The organism is Cryobacterium sp. MLB-32 (genome assembly GCF_000738085.1).
In the GTDB taxonomy this organism is placed as follows: domain Bacteria; phylum Actinomycetota; class Actinomycetes; order Actinomycetales; family Microbacteriaceae; genus Cryobacterium.
This window is the reverse complement of sequence record NZ_JPRS01000036.1, coordinates 1-21,722: the sequence shown is the minus strand read 5'-3', so window position 1 is coordinate 21,722 and position 21,722 is coordinate 1. Positions and strand designations below refer to the sequence as shown.

The 21,722-nt window shown below is 65.2% G+C and carries 17 protein-coding genes and 1 pseudogene; 15 read left to right on the top strand and 3 right to left on the bottom strand.

What is annotated here, in order from left to right; translation table 11 throughout:
• Positions 1–156 precede the first annotated feature (156 nt).
• From JF66_RS05965 to JF66_RS05905, 13 genes are all read left to right on the top strand, one after another.
• Positions 157–2,322 (top strand): bifunctional alpha,alpha-trehalose-phosphate synthase (UDP-forming)/trehalose-phosphatase, encoded by a 2,166-nt coding sequence (locus JF66_RS05965; RefSeq protein ID WP_035876277.1) that lies wholly within the window; start codon positions 157–159, stop codon positions 2,320–2,322.
• A 27-nt stretch (positions 2,323–2,349) separates the two neighbouring features.
• Positions 2,350–4,044: a dihydroxy-acid dehydratase gene (gene ilvD / locus JF66_RS05960; protein WP_035876260.1), complete on the top strand. Its 1,695-nt coding sequence runs from the start codon at positions 2,350–2,352 to the stop codon at positions 4,042–4,044.
• Between the two features lie 42 nt (positions 4,045–4,086).
• On the top strand, positions 4,087–5,916 hold the full coding sequence (locus JF66_RS05955; RefSeq protein ID WP_035876259.1) for an acetolactate synthase large subunit: 1,830 nt from the start codon (positions 4,087–4,089) through the stop codon (positions 5,914–5,916).
• 2 nt (positions 5,917–5,918) lie between these two features.
• Positions 5,919–6,428 carry an acetolactate synthase small subunit gene (gene ilvN / locus JF66_RS05950; RefSeq protein WP_035876258.1) on the top strand — a complete coding sequence of 170 codons (510 nt, stop codon included), beginning with the start codon at positions 5,919–5,921 and terminating at the stop codon, positions 6,426–6,428.
• Between the two features lie 114 nt (positions 6,429–6,542).
• A complete protein-coding gene (ilvC, locus tag JF66_RS05945) occupies positions 6,543–7,571 on the top strand; it encodes a ketol-acid reductoisomerase (RefSeq protein WP_035876257.1) in 1,029 nt (342 codons plus the stop codon).
• A gap of 173 nt (positions 7,572–7,744) precedes the next feature.
• Positions 7,745–9,391, top strand: a complete 1,647-nt coding sequence (locus tag JF66_RS05940; RefSeq protein ID WP_035876256.1) for an alkaline phosphatase — start codon at positions 7,745–7,747, stop codon at positions 9,389–9,391.
• Positions 9,388–10,701: an alkaline phosphatase family protein gene (locus tag JF66_RS05935; RefSeq protein WP_035876255.1), complete on the top strand. Its 1,314-nt coding sequence runs from the start codon at positions 9,388–9,390 to the stop codon at positions 10,699–10,701. Before JF66_RS05940 ends, JF66_RS05935 begins: the two co-directional genes overlap by 4 nt.
• A 95-nt stretch (positions 10,702–10,796) precedes the next feature.
• Positions 10,797–11,489: a DUF998 domain-containing protein gene (locus JF66_RS05930; RefSeq protein WP_035876254.1), complete on the top strand. Its 693-nt coding sequence runs from the start codon at positions 10,797–10,799 to the stop codon at positions 11,487–11,489.
• Positions 11,490–11,549: 60 nt separating this feature from the next.
• Positions 11,550–14,162, top strand: a complete 2,613-nt coding sequence (locus JF66_RS21585; RefSeq protein WP_051973177.1) for a S8 family serine peptidase — start codon at positions 11,550–11,552, stop codon at positions 14,160–14,162.
• 4 nt (positions 14,163–14,166) lie between these two features.
• Complete coding sequence (locus JF66_RS05920) at positions 14,167–14,505, top strand: hypothetical protein (RefSeq protein WP_035876253.1); 339 nt, start codon at positions 14,167–14,169, stop codon at positions 14,503–14,505.
• Positions 14,506–14,699: 194 nt separating this feature from the next.
• Positions 14,700–15,998 (top strand): Nramp family divalent metal transporter, encoded by a 1,299-nt coding sequence (locus tag JF66_RS05915; RefSeq protein ID WP_035876252.1) that lies wholly within the window; start codon positions 14,700–14,702, stop codon positions 15,996–15,998.
• Positions 15,999–16,044: 46 nt separating this feature from the next.
• A complete protein-coding gene (locus JF66_RS05910) occupies positions 16,045–16,557 on the top strand; it encodes a hypothetical protein (RefSeq protein ID WP_035876251.1) in 513 nt (170 codons plus the stop codon).
• Complete coding sequence (locus JF66_RS05905) at positions 16,554–16,910, top strand: hypothetical protein (protein ID WP_035876250.1); 357 nt, start codon at positions 16,554–16,556, stop codon at positions 16,908–16,910. Before JF66_RS05910 ends, JF66_RS05905 begins: the two co-directional genes overlap by 4 nt.
• 15 nt (positions 16,911–16,925) lie before the next feature.
• Here JF66_RS05905 and JF66_RS05900 read toward each other — a convergent pair whose 3' ends face one another.
• Positions 16,926–17,321 carry a DoxX family membrane protein gene (locus tag JF66_RS05900; protein ID WP_051973176.1) on the bottom strand — a complete coding sequence of 132 codons (396 nt, stop codon included), beginning with the start codon at positions 17,319–17,321 and terminating at the stop codon, positions 16,926–16,928.
• A gap of 88 nt (positions 17,322–17,409) precedes the next feature.
• Here JF66_RS05900 and serA point away from each other — a divergent pair.
• A pseudogene (serA, locus tag JF66_RS05895) lies at positions 17,410–19,001 on the top strand (phosphoglycerate dehydrogenase).
• A gap of 31 nt (positions 19,002–19,032) precedes the next feature.
• On the opposite strand, the gene JF66_RS24970 reads toward serA, so the two are convergent.
• Positions 19,033–19,617: a TetR/AcrR family transcriptional regulator gene (locus tag JF66_RS24970; RefSeq protein WP_035876274.1), complete on the bottom strand. Its 585-nt coding sequence runs from the start codon at positions 19,615–19,617 to the stop codon at positions 19,033–19,035.
• A gap of 141 nt (positions 19,618–19,758) precedes the next feature.
• Here JF66_RS24970 and JF66_RS05885 point away from each other — a divergent pair, with 141 nt between their 5' ends.
• Positions 19,759–21,282: an MFS transporter gene (locus JF66_RS05885; protein ID WP_051973180.1), complete on the top strand. Its 1,524-nt coding sequence runs from the start codon at positions 19,759–19,761 to the stop codon at positions 21,280–21,282.
• A gap of 100 nt (positions 21,283–21,382) precedes the next feature.
• Here JF66_RS05885 and JF66_RS05880 read toward each other — a convergent pair whose 3' ends face one another.
• On the bottom strand, positions 21,383–21,634 hold the full coding sequence (locus tag JF66_RS05880) for a DUF6458 family protein (RefSeq protein ID WP_035876249.1): 252 nt from the start codon (positions 21,632–21,634) through the stop codon (positions 21,383–21,385).
• Positions 21,635–21,722: the final 88 nt, after the last annotated feature.

The window sequence follows — 21,722 nt, the reverse complement described above, 5'->3', positions numbered from 1 at the left end:
TGATATCCTGTGGAGTGCAGCACAGGCGTGCACCACGGGTGCACCCGGAACGGACGCCTCATTTCTCCCTCAGCCGAACCCGCCCAGCCAGCCGCACGCGCGCAACCAGAAACACCGGTCGAGCCTGCGAACGTCGGAGCTTTCACCTTCGTCGCCGTGTCCAATCGTCTCCCCGTTGACTTCGATGAGGGGGCGGACGGCAGCACGCTCTGGCGTAAATCTCCCGGGGGTCTGGTCACAGCCCTTGAGCCCTTGATGAGAGCATCCCACGGGGTTTGGGTGGGATGGCCGGGCGTGGCGGACCGTGAATTCGAGGCATTTGAGAACGACGGAATCACCCTGATACCCGTTCCGCTCAGCGAGCAGGAGCTGGAGGACTACTACGAGGGATTCTCCAACGACACCCTGTGGCCGCTGTACCACGACGTCATCGCGCCGCCGAGCTACCACCGGGAGACCTGGGAGGCCTACGTCACGGTCAATCGCCGCTTCGCAGACGCCGCCATGAAGGCCGCCGCGTTGGGAGCGACGGTCTGGGTGCATGACTACCAGCTCCAGCTCGTGCCGCGGATGCTTCGCGATGCCCGCCCTGACCTCGTCATCGGGTTTTTCAATCACATTCCATTTCCGCCATACGGCATCTACGCCCAGCTGCCGTGGCGCAAACAGATCGTGCACGGGCTCCTGGGTGCCGACGTTATCGGCTTCCAACGAATCGCCGACGCCGGCAATTTCTCTCGCGCCGTGCGACGCCTCTTCGGTTACTCGACCCGTGGGGTCGTCATCGACGTGCCCGCCGACGGCGGTGGGACTCGCCGCGTGGTGGCGAAGCACTTTCCGATCTCCATCGATGCGGCCGGCTACGAAGAAATCGCCCGCCGACCCGAAGTGCAGGCTCGTGCGCGTCAGATTCGGGAAGATCTCGGGAATCCGAAGACGCTCATGCTCGGGGTGGACCGTCTCGACTACACGAAGGGAATCGGCCACCGAATTAAAGCTTTCGGGGAACTCCTCGCCGACGGTCGGCTCAGCGTTGAAGACGTTACTCTCGTGCAGATCGCCAGCCCCTCGAGAGAACGCGTCGGAACGTATATGGCCCTGCGCGACGAGATCGAACTCGCCGTTGGTCGCCTGAACGGCGATTTCTCCACGATCAGCCACACCGCCATCAGCTATCACCACCACGGTTATCCCCGCGAAGAAATGGTCGCGATGTTCCTCGCGGCCGACGTGATGCTCGTTACGGCTCTGCGCGACGGCATGAATCTGGTGGCCAAGGAATACGTGGCCGTGCGTTTCGACGGCGATGGTGTGCTCGTGCTCAGCGAATTCGCCGGAGCGGCGGACGAGCTCAAGCAGGCGATCCTCATCAACCCGCACGACATCGACGGCACGAAGGATGCGATCGTGAAGGCGGTCGAGATGCCCCGCCGCGAGCGCACTCGGCGCATGCGGTCGCTGCGCCGCAAGGTTTTCGAACGGGATGTGGCGGTCTGGTCTGCGTCGTTCCTGCGCGCTCTGACCGGGGGAGCCGCGGTCCAAGCCGGGATTCCGGTGGATCTGCGCAAGAGCGTGCACGAGGTCGCTGCCGCTGACACACTCCTCGTCGCACTCGACTTCGACGGCACCCTCGCTCCGCACGTCGACAAGCCGGAAGACGCCCGGGCCATCGCCGGTACCCGTGAGGCCGTGCAGCGACTGCTCGACCTGCCGGGCGTGCGCGTCGCTTTCGTGTCCGGGCGAGCCCTGGTGAGCCTGCGGCGGGTCGCGCAGCCCCAGGATGGCGTGCTCCTGACGGGATCGCACGGGATCGAAATTCAGCTGGACACCCCCGGTATCGAACTGAACCTGGTGTCGGAAGAGTTGGAGCAGCTCAGCGTTCTCGGCCGGATCCTGGACGCGATCTCCGACTCGGTGGAGGGAACATCCGTTGAGCGCAAGCCGGCCGGCATCGCCCTGCACACGCGCTTGGCCACCGCTGAGGCCGCCGCGGTGGCGCAGTCGGAGGCACGCCGACAACTGGGCGAAGAACTCCCCGGACTCACGGTGCGGGACGGCAAGAACGTGCTGGAGTTCTCCGTACGCTCCGTCACCAAGGGCGAGGCCGTCGAACTGCTGCGCGCACACACAGGTGCCGACCGGGTGATCTACGCCGGCGATGACGTGACCGACGAAGACGCCTTCGCCGTCCTGAGCGATAAGGATGTGGGCGTGAAAATCGGCCTTGGTCCGACACTGGCCGGGTATCGCGTACGGAGTCCCGCCGAAGTGACCCAGCTGCTGACTTTGCTGGCCGAAGCGCGCGAGAGCACGAATCGATGACCGGTGCGTTTGTCCTAGACTCTGAGCATGTCTGAGATCGATCTGAAGCCCCGTAGCCGCGACGTTACCGACGGGATCGAAGCCACCACCTCGCGTGGGATGCTTCGCGCGGTCGGTATGGGAGATGCCGACTGGGACAAACCACAGATCGGCATTGCCAGCTCGTGGAATGAGATCACGCCGTGCAACCTGTCGCTTGACCGTCTCGCCCAGGCGGCGAAAGAAGGCGTGCATTCCGGAGGAGGCTACCCCCTCCAGTTCGGCACGATTTCCGTGTCCGACGGGATTTCCATGGGTCACGAGGGCATGCACTTCTCGCTGGTATCCCGTGAAGTCATCGCGGACTCGGTCGAGGTCGTCATGCAGGCTGAACGCCTCGACGGCTCGGTGTTGCTCGCGGGCTGTGACAAGTCCCTGCCGGGCATGCTGATGGCGGCCGCGCGCCTCGACCTCGCGAGCGTCTTCCTGTACGCCGGTTCCATCGCGCCCGGCTGGGTCAAGCTCTCCGACGGCACCGAAAAAGACATCACCATCATCGATTCCTTCGAGGCCGTTGGAGCCGTCAAGGCCGGCCGCATGAGCGTCGAAGACGCCAAGCGCATCGAGTGTGCCTTCGCTCCCGGCGAGGGTGCCTGTGGCGGCATGTACACCGCCAACACCATGGCGAGTGTCGCGGAAGCTCTGGGCATGAGCCTGCCGGGTTCGGCCTCACCCGCATCGGCCGACCGTCGGCGCGACTACTTTGCACACCGCTCGGGCGAGGCTGTCGTCAACATGCTGCGCCTCGGCATCACGGCCCGCGACATCCTCACCCGCAAGGCGTTCGAGAACGCGATCGCCGTGGCCATGGCGTTCGGCGGGTCCACCAACGTGGTGCTGCACCTGCTGGCGATCGCCCGCGAGGCCGAGGTCGAACTCACCCTCGACGACTTCAACCGCATCGGTGACAAGGTTCCGCACATCGGAGACCTCAAGCCGTTCGGCAAATACGTGATGAACGATGTCGACCGCCAGGGTGGCGTTCCGGCCGTGATGCGGGCGCTCCTCGAGGCCGGCCTCATCCACGGCGACGCACTCACCGTGACCGGCAAGACCGTGGCCGAGAACCTCGCCGAGATCGACCCGCCTGCCCTCGACGGTGAAGTACTGCGCACGCTTGACAACCCGATCCACGCCAGCGGAGGCATCACGATCCTCAAGGGTTCCTTCGCTCCCGAGGGCGCGGTCGTCAAGACCGCCGGATTCGACGCGTCCATCTTCGAAGGCCCGGCTCGGGTGTTCGAGCGTGAACGTGCCGCGATGGATGCCCTCACCGAAGGCGCCATCCAGAAGGGCGACGTGGTGGTCATCCGCTACGAAGGACCGAAGGGCGGACCCGGCATGCGAGAGATGCTGTCGATCACCGCGGCCATCAAGGGCGCCGGGCTCGGCAAGGATGTACTACTGTTAACGGACGGACGATTCTCAGGCGGCACAACCGGGCTGTGCATCGGCCACATAGCACCCGAAGCAGTGGACGCAGGTCCCATTGCCTTCGTGCGCGATGGTGATCTGATACGGGTCGATATCGCAGCTCGCACGCTTGACCTACTGGTCGCTTCCGCAGAGCTGGACGCCCGCCGCACAGGCTGGGAACCGCTACCCCCGCGCTATACCCGCGGAGTACTGGCAAAGTACGCAAAACTGGTGCACTCCGCTGCAGAAGGCGCGATCACCGGCTAATCAGGCTCATCATCCGTCACTAAAAAAGGGACTCGACCTCTTATGACCGCGGAATCCTTCCCCGTGCCATCGCCCACCGTGCCATCGCCCACCGTGCCGACTCCGGCCGCAGAAGTATCTCCCGAACCGGAGATGCTCACCGGTTCCGGGGCCATCATCCGCACGCTCGAACTGCTCGGTGTGACCGACGTGTTCGGTATCCCCGGTGGCGCGGTGATTCCGCTCTACGACGAGCTCATGACCCAGGACAAGATCCGACACATCCTCGTTCGCCACGAACAGGGTGCCGGCCACGCCGCCCAGGGCTATGCCTCCTCGACCGGCCGGGTCGGCGTGGCGATCGCCACGTCCGGGCCCGGAGCGACGAACCTCGTCACGGCCATCGCCGACGCCTACATGGACTCGGTGCCGATCCTCTGCATCACGGGCCAGGTCTTCTCGACGTCGATGGGAACGGATGCTTTTCAGGAGGCCGACATCGTGGGGATCACGATGCCGATCACCAAGCACTCCTTCCTCGCCCGCACCGCGGAGGAAATCCCGGCCGCCATCGCGGCGGCATATCACATTGCCTCGACGGGACGACCGGGACCGGTGCTCGTCGACATCACCAAGGACGCGCAGCAGAACAAGGCTCCCTTCATCTGGCCACCCAAGCTTGATCTTCCGGGCTACCGGCCGATCACGAAGGCTCACGGCAAGCAGGTGCAGGCTGCGGCCGCTCTGCTCGCAGCGGCGAGCAAGCCCGTTCTCTACGTCGGCGGCGGCGTGATCCGTGCTCGCGCGTCCGCGGAGCTGCTCGAGCTGGCCGAGACCACCGGTGCTCCGGTTGTCACCACGCTCATGGCGCGCGGGGCCTTTCCCGACTCGCACAAGCAGCACCTGGGCATGCCGGGCATGCACGGCACGGTTCCGGCCGTGCTGTCGCTCCAGGAAGCCGACCTGATCATCTCCCTTGGTGCCCGGTTCGATGACCGGGTCACCGGCAAGATCTCCGAATTCGCGCCGAATGCGAAAATCGTACACGTCGACGTTGATCCTGCGGAGATCTCCAAGATCCGTATGGCCGACGTCCCGATCGTCGGCGATGCCAAGGACGTCATCGCCGACCTGACCGTGGCCTTCGTCGAGGCCGCGGCAGGTACCGAGCGGAACACCGTTGACTGGTGGACCTACCTCAATGGCCTGCGGGAGGAATTCCCGCTGGGTTACACCGAGCCCGCGGACGGCCTGCTCGCACCGCAGTTCGTGATCAAGCGCATCGGTGAACTCACCGGCCCCGAGGCCGTCTACGCCGCCGGCGTCGGCCAGCACCAGATGTGGGCCGCTCAGTACATCAAGTACGAGCGACCAAACTCCTGGCTCAACTCCGGAGGTGCGGGAACCATGGGGTACTCCGTGCCCGCGGCAATGGGCGCCAAGGTCGCCAACCCCGACCGAGTCGTCTGGTCGATCGACGGCGACGGCTGTTTCCAGATGACCAATCAGGAGCTCGCCACCTGCACGATCAACAACATCCCGATCAAGGTTGCCATCATCAACAACTCGTCGCTCGGCATGGTGCGGCAGTGGCAGTCGTTGTTCTATGACGGACGGCACTCGTTCACCGACCTGAACACCGGTCACGGTACCCAAATGGTGCCCGATTTTGTGAAGCTGGCCGATGCGTACGGGGCCCTGGGCATCCGCGTGACCAGCGCGGACCAGGTCGATGACGCGATCAAGCTGGCCCTGGCCACCAATGACCGTCCCGTGGTTATCGACTTCGTCGTCAGCCGGGACGCCATGGTGTGGCCGATGGTGCCGCAGGGCGTCAGCAATAGCTTCGTGCAGTATGCCAAAGAGCACGCACCAACCTGGGGAGACGAATAACCATGACGACTCACGTTTTGAGTCTGCTGGTCGAGGATAAGCCCGGCCTGCTGACCCGCGTCGCCGGGCTGTTCGCGCGACGGGGCTTCAACATCGAGAGCCTTGCTGTGGGTCACAGCGAGATCAAGGGTCTGTCGCGCATCACGATTGCCGTCGACGTTGAAGGCGTTCCGCTCGAACAGGTGACGAAGCAGCTCAACAAACTGATCAACGTCATCAAGATCGTCGAACTCGACTTCTCCCAGTCCGTGCAGCGCGAGCACCTGCTCATCAAGGTGCGCGTCGACAACGTCACGCGCTCCCAGGTGCTTGAGGCCGTCACCCTGTTCCGTGCCCGAGTGGTCGACGTATCGACGGATGCCGTTGTGATCGAGGTCACCGGTGACACGGGCAAGACCCAGGCCCTGCTTCGGGTTTTGGAGCCGTACGGTATTCGGGAGCTGGCCCAGTCCGGGTTGCTCGCGATCGGCCGAGGCTCCAAATCGATCACCGAACGAGTCTTCAAAAACTAGGTCTCGACAAGCTCGACCACCGTGTCTCGACGAGCTCGACCAGCTCGACCAGCGCGGTTGTCGACCTTGTCGAGACACGATCACCACAAATTCACCAACCAAGGAGAAGTACACGTGTCTGAGATTTACTACGACAAAGACGCCGACCTGTCGATCATTCAGGGCAAGAAGGTGGCCGTCATCGGCTACGGCTCGCAGGGACACGCGCACGCGCAGAACCTGCGCGACTCGGGTGTTGAGGTCAAGATCGGCCTGAAGGCGGGCTCGAAGTCCACCGCGAAGGCAGAGGAAGCCGGATTCACCGTGCTCAGCACGGCGGATGCCGCGGCTTGGGCCGACGTCATCGTCATCCTCGCGCCCGACCAGGTTCAGCGCCACCTCTACGCCGATGACGTTCTCCCGAACCTCTCCGAAGGCAAGGCCCTCGTCTTCGGGCACGGCTTCAACATCCGCTTTGGCTACATCACCGCCCCCGACGGCGTCGACGTCGTCATGGTCGCGCCCAAGGGACCCGGCCACACCGTGCGCCGCGAGTTCGAAGCCGGTCGCGGCGTTCCCGTGATCGTCGCCGTCGAGAAGGACGCGTCGGGTAACGCCTGGCCGCTTACCCTCAGCTACGCCAAGGCCATCGGTGGCCTGCGCGCCGCCGGCATCAAGACCACCTTCACCGAAGAGACCGAAACCGACCTGTTCGGCGAGCAGGCTGTTCTGTGCGGCGGCGCCTCGCAGCTCATCCAGTACGGCTTCGAGGTTCTCACCGAGGCCGGCTACCAGCCGCAGGTTGCCTACTTCGAGGTTCTGCACGAGCTCAAGCTCATCGTGGACCTCATGTGGGAGGGCGGCATCGCGAAGCAGCGCTGGAGCGTCTCCGACACCGCCGAGTACGGCGACTACGTCTCCGGCCCGCGCGTGATCGACCCCAATGTCAAGGAGAACATGAAGGCCGTTCTCGCCGACATCCAGAACGGCGCCTTCGCGGCGCGCTTCATCGCTGACCAGGACGCCGGAGCACCCGAGTTCCTCGCGCTGCGCAAGAAGGGTGAAGAGCACCCGATCGAGGCCACCGGCCGCGAGCTGCGCAAGCTCTTCTCCTGGAACGCATCGAACGACGACGACTACGTGGATGGCGAAGTCTCCCGCTAACCAGCACCGCCGGCAACCACCGGGCACGTCAGCAACAGGGTCGGCCGTTCGCGGCCGGCCCTGTTGTCGCCTCCGGCAGCGCAATGGACGGCGACCGAACCGTGCGCAAACATCGAGTGAACAGAACCCGATAGAGCCGAGGCCCGTGGACGGGGGCCGCCAGACTGGAGGGCATGAGTCCTCTCAATCGACGTGATCTGCTGCGCACCGCTGGCGTCCTCGCATTCGCGGGGGTCGCCACCGCGACCGCGGGCAGCCAGCCAGCCCAATCCGCCACGCTCACCGGTACGGCCGTTCCAGGCTTCCAGCACGGCGTCGCATCGGGGGACCCGCTGCCGAGCAGCGTGCTGCTCTGGACGCGAATCACCCCGACGCTCGAAGCCGTGCCCGGGTCCGGGCTTGGTCCCGACGTCATCGTGAACTGGGAGGTGGCCGAGGATTCGGGCTTCCTGCGGATGGCGGCCCGTGGAGCCGTCCGCACCGGACCCGCGCGTGACCACACTGTCAAGGTCGTGCCCGGTGGGCTGCGGCCCGGCACCAACTATTGGTACCGCTTCATCGCGGCTGGCGCAACGTCCGCAACGGGCCGCACGCGCACGGCACCGGCCGCCGGCGCCGCGGTGGATCGGCTGCGCATGGGCGTGGTGTCGTGCGCCAACTGGCAGGCCGGTTATTTCTCGGCGTACCGCTATCTCGCGGACCGCGGCGACCTCGACGTTGTGCTGCACCTCGGCGACTACCTCTACGAGTACGCCCCTGGCGAGTATCAGGCGAGGGACGTCGTCGTGCGACCGCATGATCCCGCGGTCGAGATGACAACGCTCTCGCACTACCGCCGCCGCCACGCCCAGTACAAGACCGACCTCGACCTGCAGGCGCTGCACTCGGCCGTTCCGTTCGTGGTCACCTGGGACGATCACGAATTCGCCAACGATGCCTGGTCTGGTGGAGCTGAGAACCATACGGAGGGTGCCGAAGGCACCTGGTCGGCTCGCCGGGCGTGGTCCCAGCAGGCCTATGCGGAATGGATGCCGGTGCGGTTTGAGCCGGGCGGACACATCTACCGTCGCTTTGAGTATGGCTCGCTGGCCAGCATCTCCATGCTGGACCTGCGCAGCTACCGCAGCCAGCAGGCGTCAAGCGGTGTTGACCCCGCTATCGGCAGCCCGGCGCGCACGCTGACCGGTGACGCTCAGATGACCTGGCTGCTCGATGGCTTCTCGTCGCAGACGACGCAGTGGAAACTGGTTGGCAACCCGGTCATGATTTCCCCCGTTCGATTCCCCTCCACGCTCAGCACGCAGGAAGTCGGCGCGGTGCAGCAGTTGCTCGGATCGACCACGATCGACGGTGTTCCCTACAACGTCGACCAGTGGGATGGCTACACGGCGGACCGGAGCCGCGTGATCAGTCACCTGCGGGACAACGCGATCACGGATGCAGTTTTCCTCACTGGGGACATCCACTCCGGTTGGGCATGCGATGTTCCTGCTGATCCGCTGACCTACCCGGCCAATGGCGCTTCCGTGGCCACGGAGCTGGTCTGCACGTCAGTCACCAGCGACAATCTGGACGACATCCTACGGACGCCACAACGTACGTCATCCATCGCCGTCGAGGAGGCTTTCAAGGGGGCGAACCCGCACGTGAAGTATCTGGACTTCGACTCGCACGGATTCTCGGTTCTCGAGGTCACACCGGGTGCCCTGCGCATGGACTGGTACGTGCTCTCTGAACGCACCAGTCGCGCGTCGACCAGCACACTGTCCACGTCGTGGCAGGTTGCTGCGGGCACCCAGTCCGTGAGTCGTGTCCTGTGAGCGCCACTTCGGGTGGGGACGGCGGATTTCCGGCGTCTGACCGCCGCCAGTTCCTCACCCTCGTCGCGGCCGGCGGCGCATCCGTTGTGCTCTCCCTTGGAGCGGGCAATGCCGTCCCGGCTTTCGCACAAACCGGTGTCACGCCAGTGCCGTCGGCACGCACACGGGTCTACGTGCTCGTCGTGGACGGCTGCCGACCCGATGAGATCACGGCGGGCCTGACCCCTCGGCTGGCGGCCCTGCGCGCCGGCGGTACCAATTTTCCCGGGGCCCGTTCCCTGCCAGTGATGGAGACCATTCCCAACCACGTGATGATGATGACCGGCGTTCGACCGGATCGCTCCGGTGTTCCGGCCAACGCGATCTACGACCGCGCCGCGGCCGTCGTGCGGGACCTGGACCGGCCAGCCGACCTGCGCTTCCCGACGCTGCTCGAGCGGCTCGGGGAGAAGGGCCTGACGACGGGATCGGTGCTGAGCAAGAGATACCTCTTCGGCATTTTCGGGGAGCGCGCAACGTATCGCTGGGAGCCCTTCCCACTGCTGCCGGTCACCGGACACGCGCCTGACACGGCCACGGTGGACGCGCTGATCGCCATGGTCGACAGCGTGGATCCCGATTTCGTGTTCACGAACCTCGGCGACGTCGACAGGGTGGGGCACTCCGATGTCACCGGCACCACGGTGCAGGCCGCCCGGACCGCCGCGCTGAAGGACACCGACAATCAGATTGGTCGGTTCGTGGATCATCTCGTTGCCGCCGGCACGTGGGAGAGCAGCGTGCTCATCGTGCTCGCCGACCATTCGATGGACTGGTCCATCCCCTCGAACGTCATCTCCGTGGATCAGATCCTCTCCGCGCGTGCGGACCTGCGTGCGCAGATCACGATCGCTCAGAATGGCGGGGCGGATCTGCTGTACTGGACCGGGTCGACCGCGGCGGGTGACGCCGGTCTGGCCGAGGTTCGCGCGCTTGTTGCAGCGCACCCGGGCGTGCTGTCGATTGCGCGCCCGGACGAGTTGAGGCTGGGTGCCGAAGCGGGTGATCTGGTGGTTTATTGCCGGGCCGGGTGGCGGTTCTCTGATCCATACGTCGCGTCCAATCCCATTCCAGGCAACCACGGCCACCCGGCCACCGAACCCATTCCGTTCTTCGTGGCCGGCGGCAGTCCGAGGGTGGCCACCGGGGTGTCCTCCCAGCCTGCCCGCACACTCGATGTCGCGCCCACGGTGGCGGCGTTGTTCGGGCTCTCTGCCCCCGCTGGCGGCTACGACGGGACGGCTCGCACCGTGGCCTTCGCCGCGACGTGAAACGCTCGCCCGTCGTTCTTGTCGTCAGAGCGTGACAGAGTGGGATCGGTGCAATTCGACCGGTCCCACTCTTTTTTGCGAGCCACAGGAGCGGCATGACCGTTACACATCCGGGTTCCGGGCCCGACATGCAGCGTCGCGCCCGTTCGATGGGCCGGACCGCCGCACAGGTCGCCGTCGTCGGTGTCGTGGTCTATGTGCTCGTCGACATCGTGTTGCAGTTGCTCCCCCCGCACTACAGCCCGATCAGCGAGACGGAGAGCAATCTCGCCGTTGGCCCCTTCGGCTGGATCATGAATCTGAACTTCGTGGGTCGTATGATCACGAGCATCGCGGCGGTGGTTGCCCTGACCGCCCTCGGTGGCACCGGAATCCTGCGCCGACTCGGACTCTGGCTCTTCCTCGTGGGCGGATTCTGCTCCGGGGTGCTGGCGTTCTTCCCCACCGATATTCACGAGGTGGGTGAGCCTGGTCTCGCAGGAGAATCCGTGTCCGGCTCCGTACACCTTGTCGTGGCCACGGCGGGTTTCCTTGCGGCACTCGCCGGAATCTGCGCGCTGACCGCGTGGTTGTGGAGAAGCCGGGTGTTGCCGCGGGCCCTCGCCGCGGCATCCGTTTTCACCGCCCTGGGTGTGGTCGGGATTCTTTTTCTGGGGCTGGCCATCACCGTGTTTCCCGGGCTGGTCGGACTCGCAGAGCGCGTGTGCCTGCTCGGTATTCTCGGCTGGGTCATCGGCGTCTGCGGAGTGCTCGCGAGACGTGCGCGGAACACCGAGGATGCCCGATAACAGCCCAGTAACGCCAGCGCGAGTTGACTCGGTGCATTATTCAGAGCAGAGGAGAATCCGATGAACGCCGCGCAACTTCCGTCCCGCATCTTTGCCCAGGTATCGCCCGTGAGTGTGGGGGGTCGATCGCTTTTCGACCCCGACCAGCCGGTGACATCCGACAACGTTGCGAATTTCGTGTCCGAACAGCGAGTGACAGCGGATGCCGTGACGCGGTTGCAGCAGGCCGGGTTCGAGGTTCTGCAGCGCACAGCCGCCACCATCAACATTGCTGGTCCAGCCGAGCGATACGAAGAGGTCTTTAGCACCCGGCTGGTCGCGCGTGACGTACCGGTACGCAAGTCCGGTCAGGAGGAGGAGACGGGTACCTTCATCGACACCACCGACAATGAGATTCCGGGCTTTCTCGATGCGCGCCGATCCTCGCTCGGCAGCGTTCTCGAGGGCGGGGCCCTCGAGAAGGCGCGGTACCCCATGCAGTCCTCGCCACCCACGGTCAATTATTGGCACCTCGACGTGCCGCAGGATGTGTCCCGGTTGACTCGCGCCGATGGTGCACACGCGATGGGAGCGCTGGCAACCGGGGTGCGGCTCATGATGGTGGATACCGGATGGGAGGCGCACCCGTGGTTCGCGGCCAACGGCTTCAGCGGCTCAGTGTTGCTCGGTCCGGGGGCAACCGCAGTGGGCATCGACGAGAACGGGCACGGCACCGGAGAATCGGCGAACGCGTTCTCCGTGGCCCCCGGTATCACGTTCACCATGGTGAAGATGAACTTCTCCAACTCGACCGCCGGCTTCAACACCGCCGCGATCCTCGCTCCCGACGTGATCAGTTGTTCCTGGGGTTCGAGCCTGCAGCTGGGTCCCCTCGACCCCATTGACCAGGCTCTCGCGGCGGCCATCGCCCTGGCCGTGGTCAACGGCACAATCGTGGTCTTCTCCGCTGGGAACGGTCACTTCGGTTTTCCGGGTCAGCACCCCGACGTCATCTCTGCGGGCGGCGTGTACGTTGCAGCGGATGGCTCGCGCCGGGCGTCAAACTACGCGAGCGGATTCCTCAGCCAGATCTACCCCGGGCGTCGCGTGCCCGATGTGTCGGGTCTGGTGGGCCTGCTCCCGCGTGCAATTTACCTGATGTTGCCGCAACCAGCAGGAAGCGCTATCGACGTGGGGAATGCGGGGCCCGGATTCCCGAACAGCGACGAGACCCTCGCCTCTGACGGCTGGGCAGCGTTCAGCGGGACCTCGGCCGCCGCCCCGCAATTGGCCGGCGCCTGTGCCTTGCTGCGTGGGGAGGACCCGTCCATTTCCCCCGCCGCTGCGCGTGAAATTCTCATGAAGAGCGCCGAAGACGTCGTGACGGGAACCTCGAATCCGTCCACCGGGGGCCAGCCGGCCGCCCCGGGCAACGACCTGGCCACCGGCGCCGGGCTCGTCGACGCGGTGAGCGCGCTCAGTTCTCTGCAGGATCGGGTTCGCCCTGCTGTGTATGAGACCCACGTCGCGGGGCAGGACGAGTGTGCCCGGCTCGTTTATCGGAGCGCCGACGGCCACGTGAACGAGTTGTTTCTGCTCGGTGGGGGTTCCGGGTGGGGGGCCGGGGACCTCACCGCGCTCACCGGCGCACCACTTGCATCCGGTGTGCCGGCCGTCTACCAGACACACGTGACAGGTCAGGATCCTTGCGCGCGGGCCGTGTACCGGGCCGAGGATGGGCACATCATCGAGATGTACTACCTGGGCGGCACCACAGGGTGGGGATTCGCCGATCTCACGTCCGCCACAGGCGCACCGCTGGCGGTGGGTGTGCCGGCCGTGTACGAAACCCACGTGGCCGGTCAGGACGCCTGCGCCCGCGTGGTTTTTCGTGGCGTCGACGGTCACATTCACGAAATGTTCTACCTGGGTGGCGGCACGGCGTGGGGGTATGGCGACCTCACGGCGCTCACCGGGGCGCCTCTCGCGGTCGGGGCGCCCGCGGTCTACCAAACGCACCAGGTCGGGCAGGATGCCTGCGCCCGCGTGGTGTACCGGGGCCAGAACGGTCATCTGAATGAGCTGTACTATCTCGGCGGCTCCACCGGTTGGGGCTACGGCGACCTCACGGCCGCAACAGGGGCAGTGCTCGCGGCGGGAAGCCCGGCGGTCTACGAGACCCGAGTCGCCGGCCAGAACCCCTGCGCCCGAGTGGTCTATCGGGGCGTCGATGCCCACATTCACGAGCTGTTTCTGCTCGATGTGTCGGCCGGCTGGGGTCACGGCGACCTCACCGCGGCGACCGGGGCTCCGCCCGCTATCGGTAATCCGGCGGCCTACGAGACCCACGTGACCGGTCAGGACAGCTGCGCCAGGGTGGTCTACCGCAGCAGGGACGGTCACCTGAATGAGCTGTTCTATCTGGGCGGATCCACGAGCTGGGGTCACGGGGACCTCACGGCGCTGACCCTCGCCCCCTCTGCCGCCGGCCAACCCGCGGTCTGTGAGACACACCTCACGGGGCAGGATCCGTGCGCGAGGGTGGAGTACCGCGGTGCGGACGGGCACGTGCATGAGCTGTTCTACCTGGGCGGTGCGACAGCGTGGGGTCACGCAGACCTCACCGCACTGACCGGTGCACCGGTGTTCGCGGTCGCGGCTCCGGCAATGTCACGGGAGGCAGACACTGACTGAGAGTATGACCGACTCCACAGCCGTTCCGAGACCGGACCTCTCTGCCATCGTTGTGCTCCGACCCGGTCTCGGACGGCATCTGGAACCCGATCCCGTCGTCGCGCACACCGTCGTCCAGTGGTTCACGCGGCACGGCTTCAGCGTGAGCGCTCAGTACGGCCTGAGCATGGCCGTTGAGGCGCCTCGCAGTGTGTTCCAAGGAATCTTCGGGTCTGTGGGTATTGTGGACGGAGCGCTCACACCGAGCACGCGGCTTTCTCTCGAGACACTTCCGGCGGAGATCGCGCGCCACATCGAGGCCATCGGTACGCCTCGGAAGCTCGACTTCGGGCCGACGCCGTAGCACCGTCAAAAACGACTCGGTTGCTCCCCGGCGTTCCCGCTCCCGTGGACCGCGGCAGAGAATTTGTGCACCTAGACTGGCGATACTGCACGGATTCCATCCGTGACGGGGTCCTGTGACCGGATGCACAGCAATGCCACACCTGAATCGGTGGGGGGCCAGCCGCCTCACAATGCCGTCAGGACACATTTTCCATGAGCTCCCACAACAATTCCGGTGATGGTCTCGCCGTCGCCGACCCGTCCCTCGGCGATGGCCCGCTGCCGAAATGGAAGATCGTCGGCCCGGGACTCGTGGTCGCCGCGACCGGAGTCGGCGCCGCCGACATGGTGGCCACCCTCGTGGCTGGTTCCCGTTTCGGCTATGCCCTGCTCTGGGCCGTTGTCCTCGGCGTTGTCCTCAAGATCGTCCTCGTCGAAGGGGCCGGGCGCTACACGTTGGCCACGGGCAAGACCATCTTCGAGGGTTGGCGATCCCTCGGAAAATGGACGACGTGGTACTTCGGGCCGTACATCATGCTCTGGGGCTTCGTCTACGGCGCCACGGCGATGTCCTCGGCGGCGCTGCCCCTCGCCGCGCTCTTTCCCGCACTTCCGCTGCCGGTCTGGGCCGTTCTGATGGGTCTCGCCGGCCTCACCATGGTCTGGTTCGGGCGCTACGCAATCTTCGAGAAGATCACCGCTGTGCTCGTCGGCATCATGTTCATCACCGTTGTCGGCCTGGCCGTGATCGCCGTACCGGACTTCCCCGCGATGCTCGCGGGGCTCGTGCCGATCATTCCAGACGGAGGCGTGCTCTACACGCTCGCGCTGGCGGGCGGAGTGGGAGGAACCATCACGCTCGCGGCCTACGGCTATTGGCTGCGGGAAAAAGGCTGGTCGACTCCGCGCTGGATGAAGGTCATGCGCATCGATAACCGGATGGCGTATGTCATGACCGGTATCTTCGTGATCGCCATGCTCGTCGTCGGTGCCGAAGTTGTGAGTGCCGCCGGGGTCACCCTCAGCGCCGGCGATAAAGGCCTCGTCGACCTCTCGACCGTTCTCAACGAGAAGTACGGCGTGGTGGTGGGAACGGGGTTTCTGGTGGGCTTCTGGGCCGCATCCTTCTCGTCGATCATCGGGGTCTGGAACGGGGTGAGCCTCATGTTTGCGGATTTCTGGGGCAACATGCGCGGCAAGGCTTCCGGGCACCCTGACACCCGCGTCGGCGGCAAGTACTTCAAGTTCTACCTGTTGTGGCTCACCTTCCCGCCGATGATCCTTTTCTTGCTCGGGTCGCCGATCGGGCTGATCCTTGCCTACGGGGTTCTGGGGTCGCTTTTCATGCCGTTCCTTGCGGTCACATTGCTCGGGCTGCTCAACGGCAGACGGATCCCCGCAGAATGGAAGAACACACTGCCGACCAACATCGCCCTCGGTTTGTGTGCCCCGCTGTTCATCATCCTCGGAGTCCAACAGCTGGTCACGGCGGTCAAGCCGCTGTTCGGCTAGTCCGCCATCGCGCCCGTTCCCGATGTGCGTGGGATATTCTGGCTCCATGACTTCCAAGCCGGACAATGACGCGCTGAGCTGGGGCGGTGACGACGACCCCACGCTCATGCCGGGGTCCGCCAAGGCCGCGTCCGAGGCCGAGGTCGAGGTCGAGGGCGAGCCCGAAGGGCCGTCCAACCCCGACACCGCCGAAAGGTTCGGGGCCGACGACTCACGGGGGACCGAGTGGACAGAAGATGGGGAGACAGCGGATGCGGTCGCGTCCGGCGTCGCGGGTTCCGCGGCTCTCGTCTTCATGGGTATCCTGGCCGGCTTCTATCTTCTGTACACGATCGGTTGGTTCATCGGTGTCGGCCGAATCGCCACCCCCGTAACAGAGGACCCCGTTGCTGCCGGCATGTTCTCACTCGGAACCTGGCTGGCCGTCGCGGCACCGATTGTGTGGTTCGCGGCGTCGTTCTGGCTCACTAATGGCCGGCCGCGCCTGCGCGTGATGTGGCTGCTGATCGGCGTCGTCGTGCTCGTGCCGACGCCCCTGCTCATGGGAGTGAACGCATGACCGATGCAACAGCGACCCCGATGACCATCCGACGACGCACCCCGGCCTGGCTTGCGGTGACGCTCGCGGTGCTTTTCGGACTGTTCTACGCCTACGACGTGTGGGAAGCCGTCGGCAACCTTCTGGGGCTCTCGACCACGGTGCAGAGCCTCGACACCCAGTTCAGCGCGTTCGGCTGGGTCGTTCTGATCGGGGCCATCGTCGTTCCCGTCGGGCTGTTCGCTGGAGCATTCGTGCTCGGGCGTTCTCGAGCTCCGCTCGGCCAGGTCTTGCTGTACCTAGCGGGCCTGGGCGTATCCGCTGTGGTCTCCCTCGACGTTTTCGTCGTGGGATTAGGTCGCCTGATCGTATAGGTTGGCCGGCATCGGTCAGAGGATCGCCAGAGCGATGAGTGCCATCAGCACCAGCTGGGCGATCAACCGCGGCCAGAAGGGGATCGCCACCCAACCGAAGCGCTTTTTGTGCGCTGCGGCGTAGGCATTCGCGGGAAAAACCGCGGCCAGGAAGACGATGAGGGCGATGCCTGCCAGCCAGGCCGTGGCCGGCACCAGCAGTCCCAGCCCGCCGGCGATCTCACAGAACCCGGTGAAGACCACGAGGTTCTGCGGACTGGCCAGCCCGGCGACCCGAAGTTGAGGCGGGATCATCGCCGCCATGGTGAGCTGGACCGCCGGTCGAAAATGTGTGATGCCCGCGCCGACAAAGACGACCGCGAGCAGGATTCTCAGCGCGAACTGAAAGTCGTGGAACGTCATAATGCTCATCCGCCTATTCTCCAGCCAGTAGTGTGGATGTGTTTGGTGCCCTTGGTCGTGCCAACAACCAACCTATGCATTCTAAGGAACCGATTTAGTGTCGAAGCCCGTAGTTGTGATTGCCGAAGAACTTTCCCCCGCCACAGTCGACGCCCTCGGGCCCGACTTTGACATCCACCACGTCGATGGCACGGATCGCTCCGCGCTCTTTGCCGAGTTGGCTACCGCGCATGCCGTCCTGGTTCGTTCCGCCACGAAGATGGATGCCGAAGCCATCAAGGCCGCACCGCTTCTGAAGGTCATCGCCCGCGCGGCGTCGGCCTCGACAACGTCGACATCAAGGCCGCGACAGCTGCCGGCGTCATGGTCGTCAATGCACCGACGTCCAACATCATCTCGGCAGCGGAGTTGACCGTCGGCCACATCCTGAGCCTGGCGCGTCATATCCCGGCCGCGAGCGGCGCACTCGCCGACGGCCAGTGGAAGCGTTCCAAGTACACCGGCGTAGAGCTCTTTGAGAAGACGATCGGAATCATCGGACTCGGTCGTATCGGAGCCCTCATTACGGCGCGCATGCAGGCCTTCGGCACCAACGTGATCGCCTACGACCCGTACATCACCTCGGCACGCGCCCAGCAGCTCGGCGTCACGCCGGTCTCCCTGGAGGAGCTCCTGGAGAAGTCCGACTTCGTCACCATCCACATGCCCAAGACCCCCGAAACCACCGGCATGATCGGTGCTGAGCAACTCGCACTCATGAAGCCCACCGCGTTCGTCATCAACGTCGCGCGTGGTGGACTGATCGATGAGGATGCGCTCTTCGACGCGTTGACGGCGGGCACCATCGCCGGCGCCGGTCTCGACGTATTTGTCAGCGAGCCGCCCACCGAATCGCGCCTGCTCGGGCTCGAGAACATCATCACGACGCCGCACCTCGGGGCGTCGACAGACGAGGCCCAGGAGAAGGCGGGCGTCTCTGTCGCCAAGTCCGTTCGCCTCGCGCTGTCGGGCGAGCTCGTTCCTGACGCCGTCAACGTTGCGGGCGGGGTCATCGATCCATACGTGCGACCCGGCATTCCTCTCGTCGAAAAGCTTGGCCAGGTGTTCTCGGGGATCGCGGCGCACAGCCCGCTCACCAGCATCGACATTGAGGTTCGTGGCGAGCTGGTCGAGTTTGACGTGAGCGTGCTCAAGCTCGCCGCGCTCAAGGGAATCTTCACGAACGTTGTGAGCGAAACCGTCTCCTACGTCAACGCGCCGCTGCTTGCGGAGCAGCGAGGCGTGACCGTGCGGCTGCTCACCGATCCGGAGTCGCCGGAGTACCGCAACATGATCACCCTGCGCGGCGCCCTCGCCGATGGATCACAGGTATCAGTTTCCGGCACCCTCACGGGTACCAAGCAGATCGAGAAGATCGTTGAAATCAACGGTTACGACGTCGAAGTCCCGTTCGCCAAGAACCTGATCGTGATGCTGTACACGGATCGCCCCGGGATTGTGGCCGTCTACGGACGCGAGTTCGGTGCGGCCGATATCAACATCGCGGGCATGCAGATCGCGCGGCACGAAGCGGGCGGCAAGGCGCTGAGCGTGCTCACCGTCGACTCCGAAGTGCCGGCCGGGCTGCTGGCCTCCGTTCGTGAAGCGATTTCCGCCGAGATTATGGTGGAGATCGACCTGACGGAGTAGATCCGCCTGGCGGGGTGGCACCCCACCGGGATTATCCTGTGGAAGTCAAGAGCCGTGCAATCACGGTGAGCAACCGGTCCATGCTCTCTGCTTCCGCCTCGACGGCGGGGGCGGAGGGCATGCCGGCCAGCGACGAATTGCCGTAGAGGCCGTCGCTGACGAGCATGATCGCCACGGCAATGTCATGATCGCCCACGCAGTCTTCGATGACCGTCATCCATCCTCGTCGGATGGTTTCGAGGGTGTCGATGGCCTGCTCGTGACGACCCTGTGCCAAGCGCGTGGTGGCGATGAAGGACCTGTCCAGTGGGCTCCCCATGTTGACCGAGCTCCGAATCAAATAGTCCACCGGCCCTGCGGGCGCGGTACGGATGTTCTCGGTGTCTTCTGCAGCGCGAACGACGAGCCGTACCAGCTGGGCATCGATGAGTGCGTCCTTCGAGGCGAAGTGGTACAGGAGCCCGCCCTTGGAGACTCCCGCCGCTGCGGCGACCGCTCCCAGGGTGGCCGAACGCTCCCCGCCGTCGATCAGAAGTTCCTCAAAGGCATCGAGGAGCCGCTCCCACGTGAGCGAGGAGGAGGGCGACGACGCGGCGGGGGAGGGGGCAGTGGGCATCAGGCCATGGTAGCCAACCGGGATCGGTGTCATTAGGCAACTATACCGTCCAGACGGTACAGTAGACACGATTCACCTGCCGGCCTGTGCCGGCTCCGACCAGAAAAGAGCCAGATCGTGTCATCCGTCGCCTCCGACCGCATTGTTCGACCGTCCCCTTCGGTGGACACGGGTTCGTCGACGACGAATGCGCGGCGATGGTGGGCGCTCGCGGTGCTCATGCTGCCGGTTCTCCTTGTCTCGATCGACAACACCGTGTTGAACTTCGCGCTGCCCGCGATTTCCCTCGACACCCGGCCGACGGGAACCCAGCTGCTCTGGATGGTCGACATCTACCCGCTCGTGCTCGCCGGGTTGCTCGTCACGATGGGAAGCCTCGGCGACCGCATCGGACGCCGCCGACTGCTCCTGATCGGGTCCGCGGGATTCGGCCTCGTATCGATCGGTGCCGCCCTGTCGCCGACGATCGAGTGGCTGATCGTGTCACGCGCGGCTCTGGGCTTCTTCGGCGCCATGCTGATGCCGTCGACGCTCTCGCTGCTGCGATCGATCTTCCTCGACCGCGACCAGCGGCGACTGGCCATCGCCATCTGGGCGACCGGGTTCGCCGCGGGAAGCGCCCTCGGCCCCGTCGTGGGCGGAATCCTGCTCGAGAACTTCGCCTGGGGCTCCGTCTTCCTGCTGGCGGTGCCGCTCCTCGTGCCCCTGCTGGTGCTGGGTCCGATCCTGGTGCCGGAATCCCGTGACCCGCACCCCGGGCGCATCGACGTGACGAGCATCGTGCTCTCGCTCGCGACCATGCTGCCGGTGGTGTATGGAATCAAAGCCGTCGCCCACGATGGCATCACCGTGCTCTCCCTTCTGCCGCTGGCGGTCGGTCTGGGCATCGGTGCCCTGTTCGTTCGCCGCCAGCTTCGATTGCCCGTGCCCATGCTCGACATGAGCCTGTTTCGGAACGGCGCGTTCGGTGGCGCGGTCGTCGTGAACCTTCTCAGTGTGACCGCCCTCGTCGGGTGCCTCTTCTTCGTTTCCCAACACCTGCAACTCGTGCTCGGCCTCTCGCCGTTGACCGCCGGTCTCGTGCTTGTGCCTGGGCTGATCGCGATGATCATCGCGGGCCTGGTGATCGTCCCCATCGCCCGTCGGGTTCGCCCCTCGCGGGTCGTTCCGGTCGCCCTTCTGGTGTCTGTCGGGGGATTCGCGCTTATCGCGCTGAGTAACGGACAGATCGACGCGACGGGGATCGCGATCGCGTTCCTCCTGCTCGGCGTGGGGATCGGCGCCGCCGAGACCGTCTCGAACGAGCTCATCGTGGCGAGCGCGCCGAAGGACAAGGCGGGTGCGGCATCCGCTGTCTCGGAGACGGCCTACGAGCTGGGCGCGGTGCTCGGCACGGCCGTATTGGGCACGATCCTGACGGCGTCGTACCGGGCGGCCGTCAGCCTGCCCGATTCGCTCACCGTGGCCCAGCAGCAGGCTGCAGGCGAGACGCTCGGCGGTGCGGTCGCCGTTGCATCCACCCTGCCGGCGGATGCGGCAGCGCAGCTGTTGTCCTCAGCGCGTCACGCGTTCGACAGCGGCGTTGGGCTGAGCGCCTGGATCGGTGTGGCGCTCGTAGTGACGGCCGTTCTGGTCGCCGCCGTCAGCCTGAGGCGTGCGCGCTAGCTGAAGTTGCCGTTGGTCGAGGCGAGGCGAAGGAGCGCTTGGATCGAGCCTGTGGAGATCGAGACCGCGCGAGCGGTTCCTGGGACCCGGCTCCCGCCGGTCAGAGTCCGTCGGCCGAGTTTTCCTTGCGCGTGACCTGCTCGCCATTGGACGGGTCGGCGATGGTGCGCACGGTGCTGACGGTGCTGTGCTTGCGGAACATGTATATGAGACCGAGCACGAAGATGACGGCTCCGGCACCCATCATGATGTATCCGACGAGGTCCAGATCGATCCAGGTGACGCTCACGTTCAGCGCCCATACGAGCACGGCCCCGACGACGAAGAGAAAAATACCAAGTCCGACACTCATGATTGCCTGCTTTCTGGGTGGTTCACGCTTCTGTATAGCCTAGACATAAGTTGGGCCGCAGTAGGGTTTCAATACAGGATTCATCAGA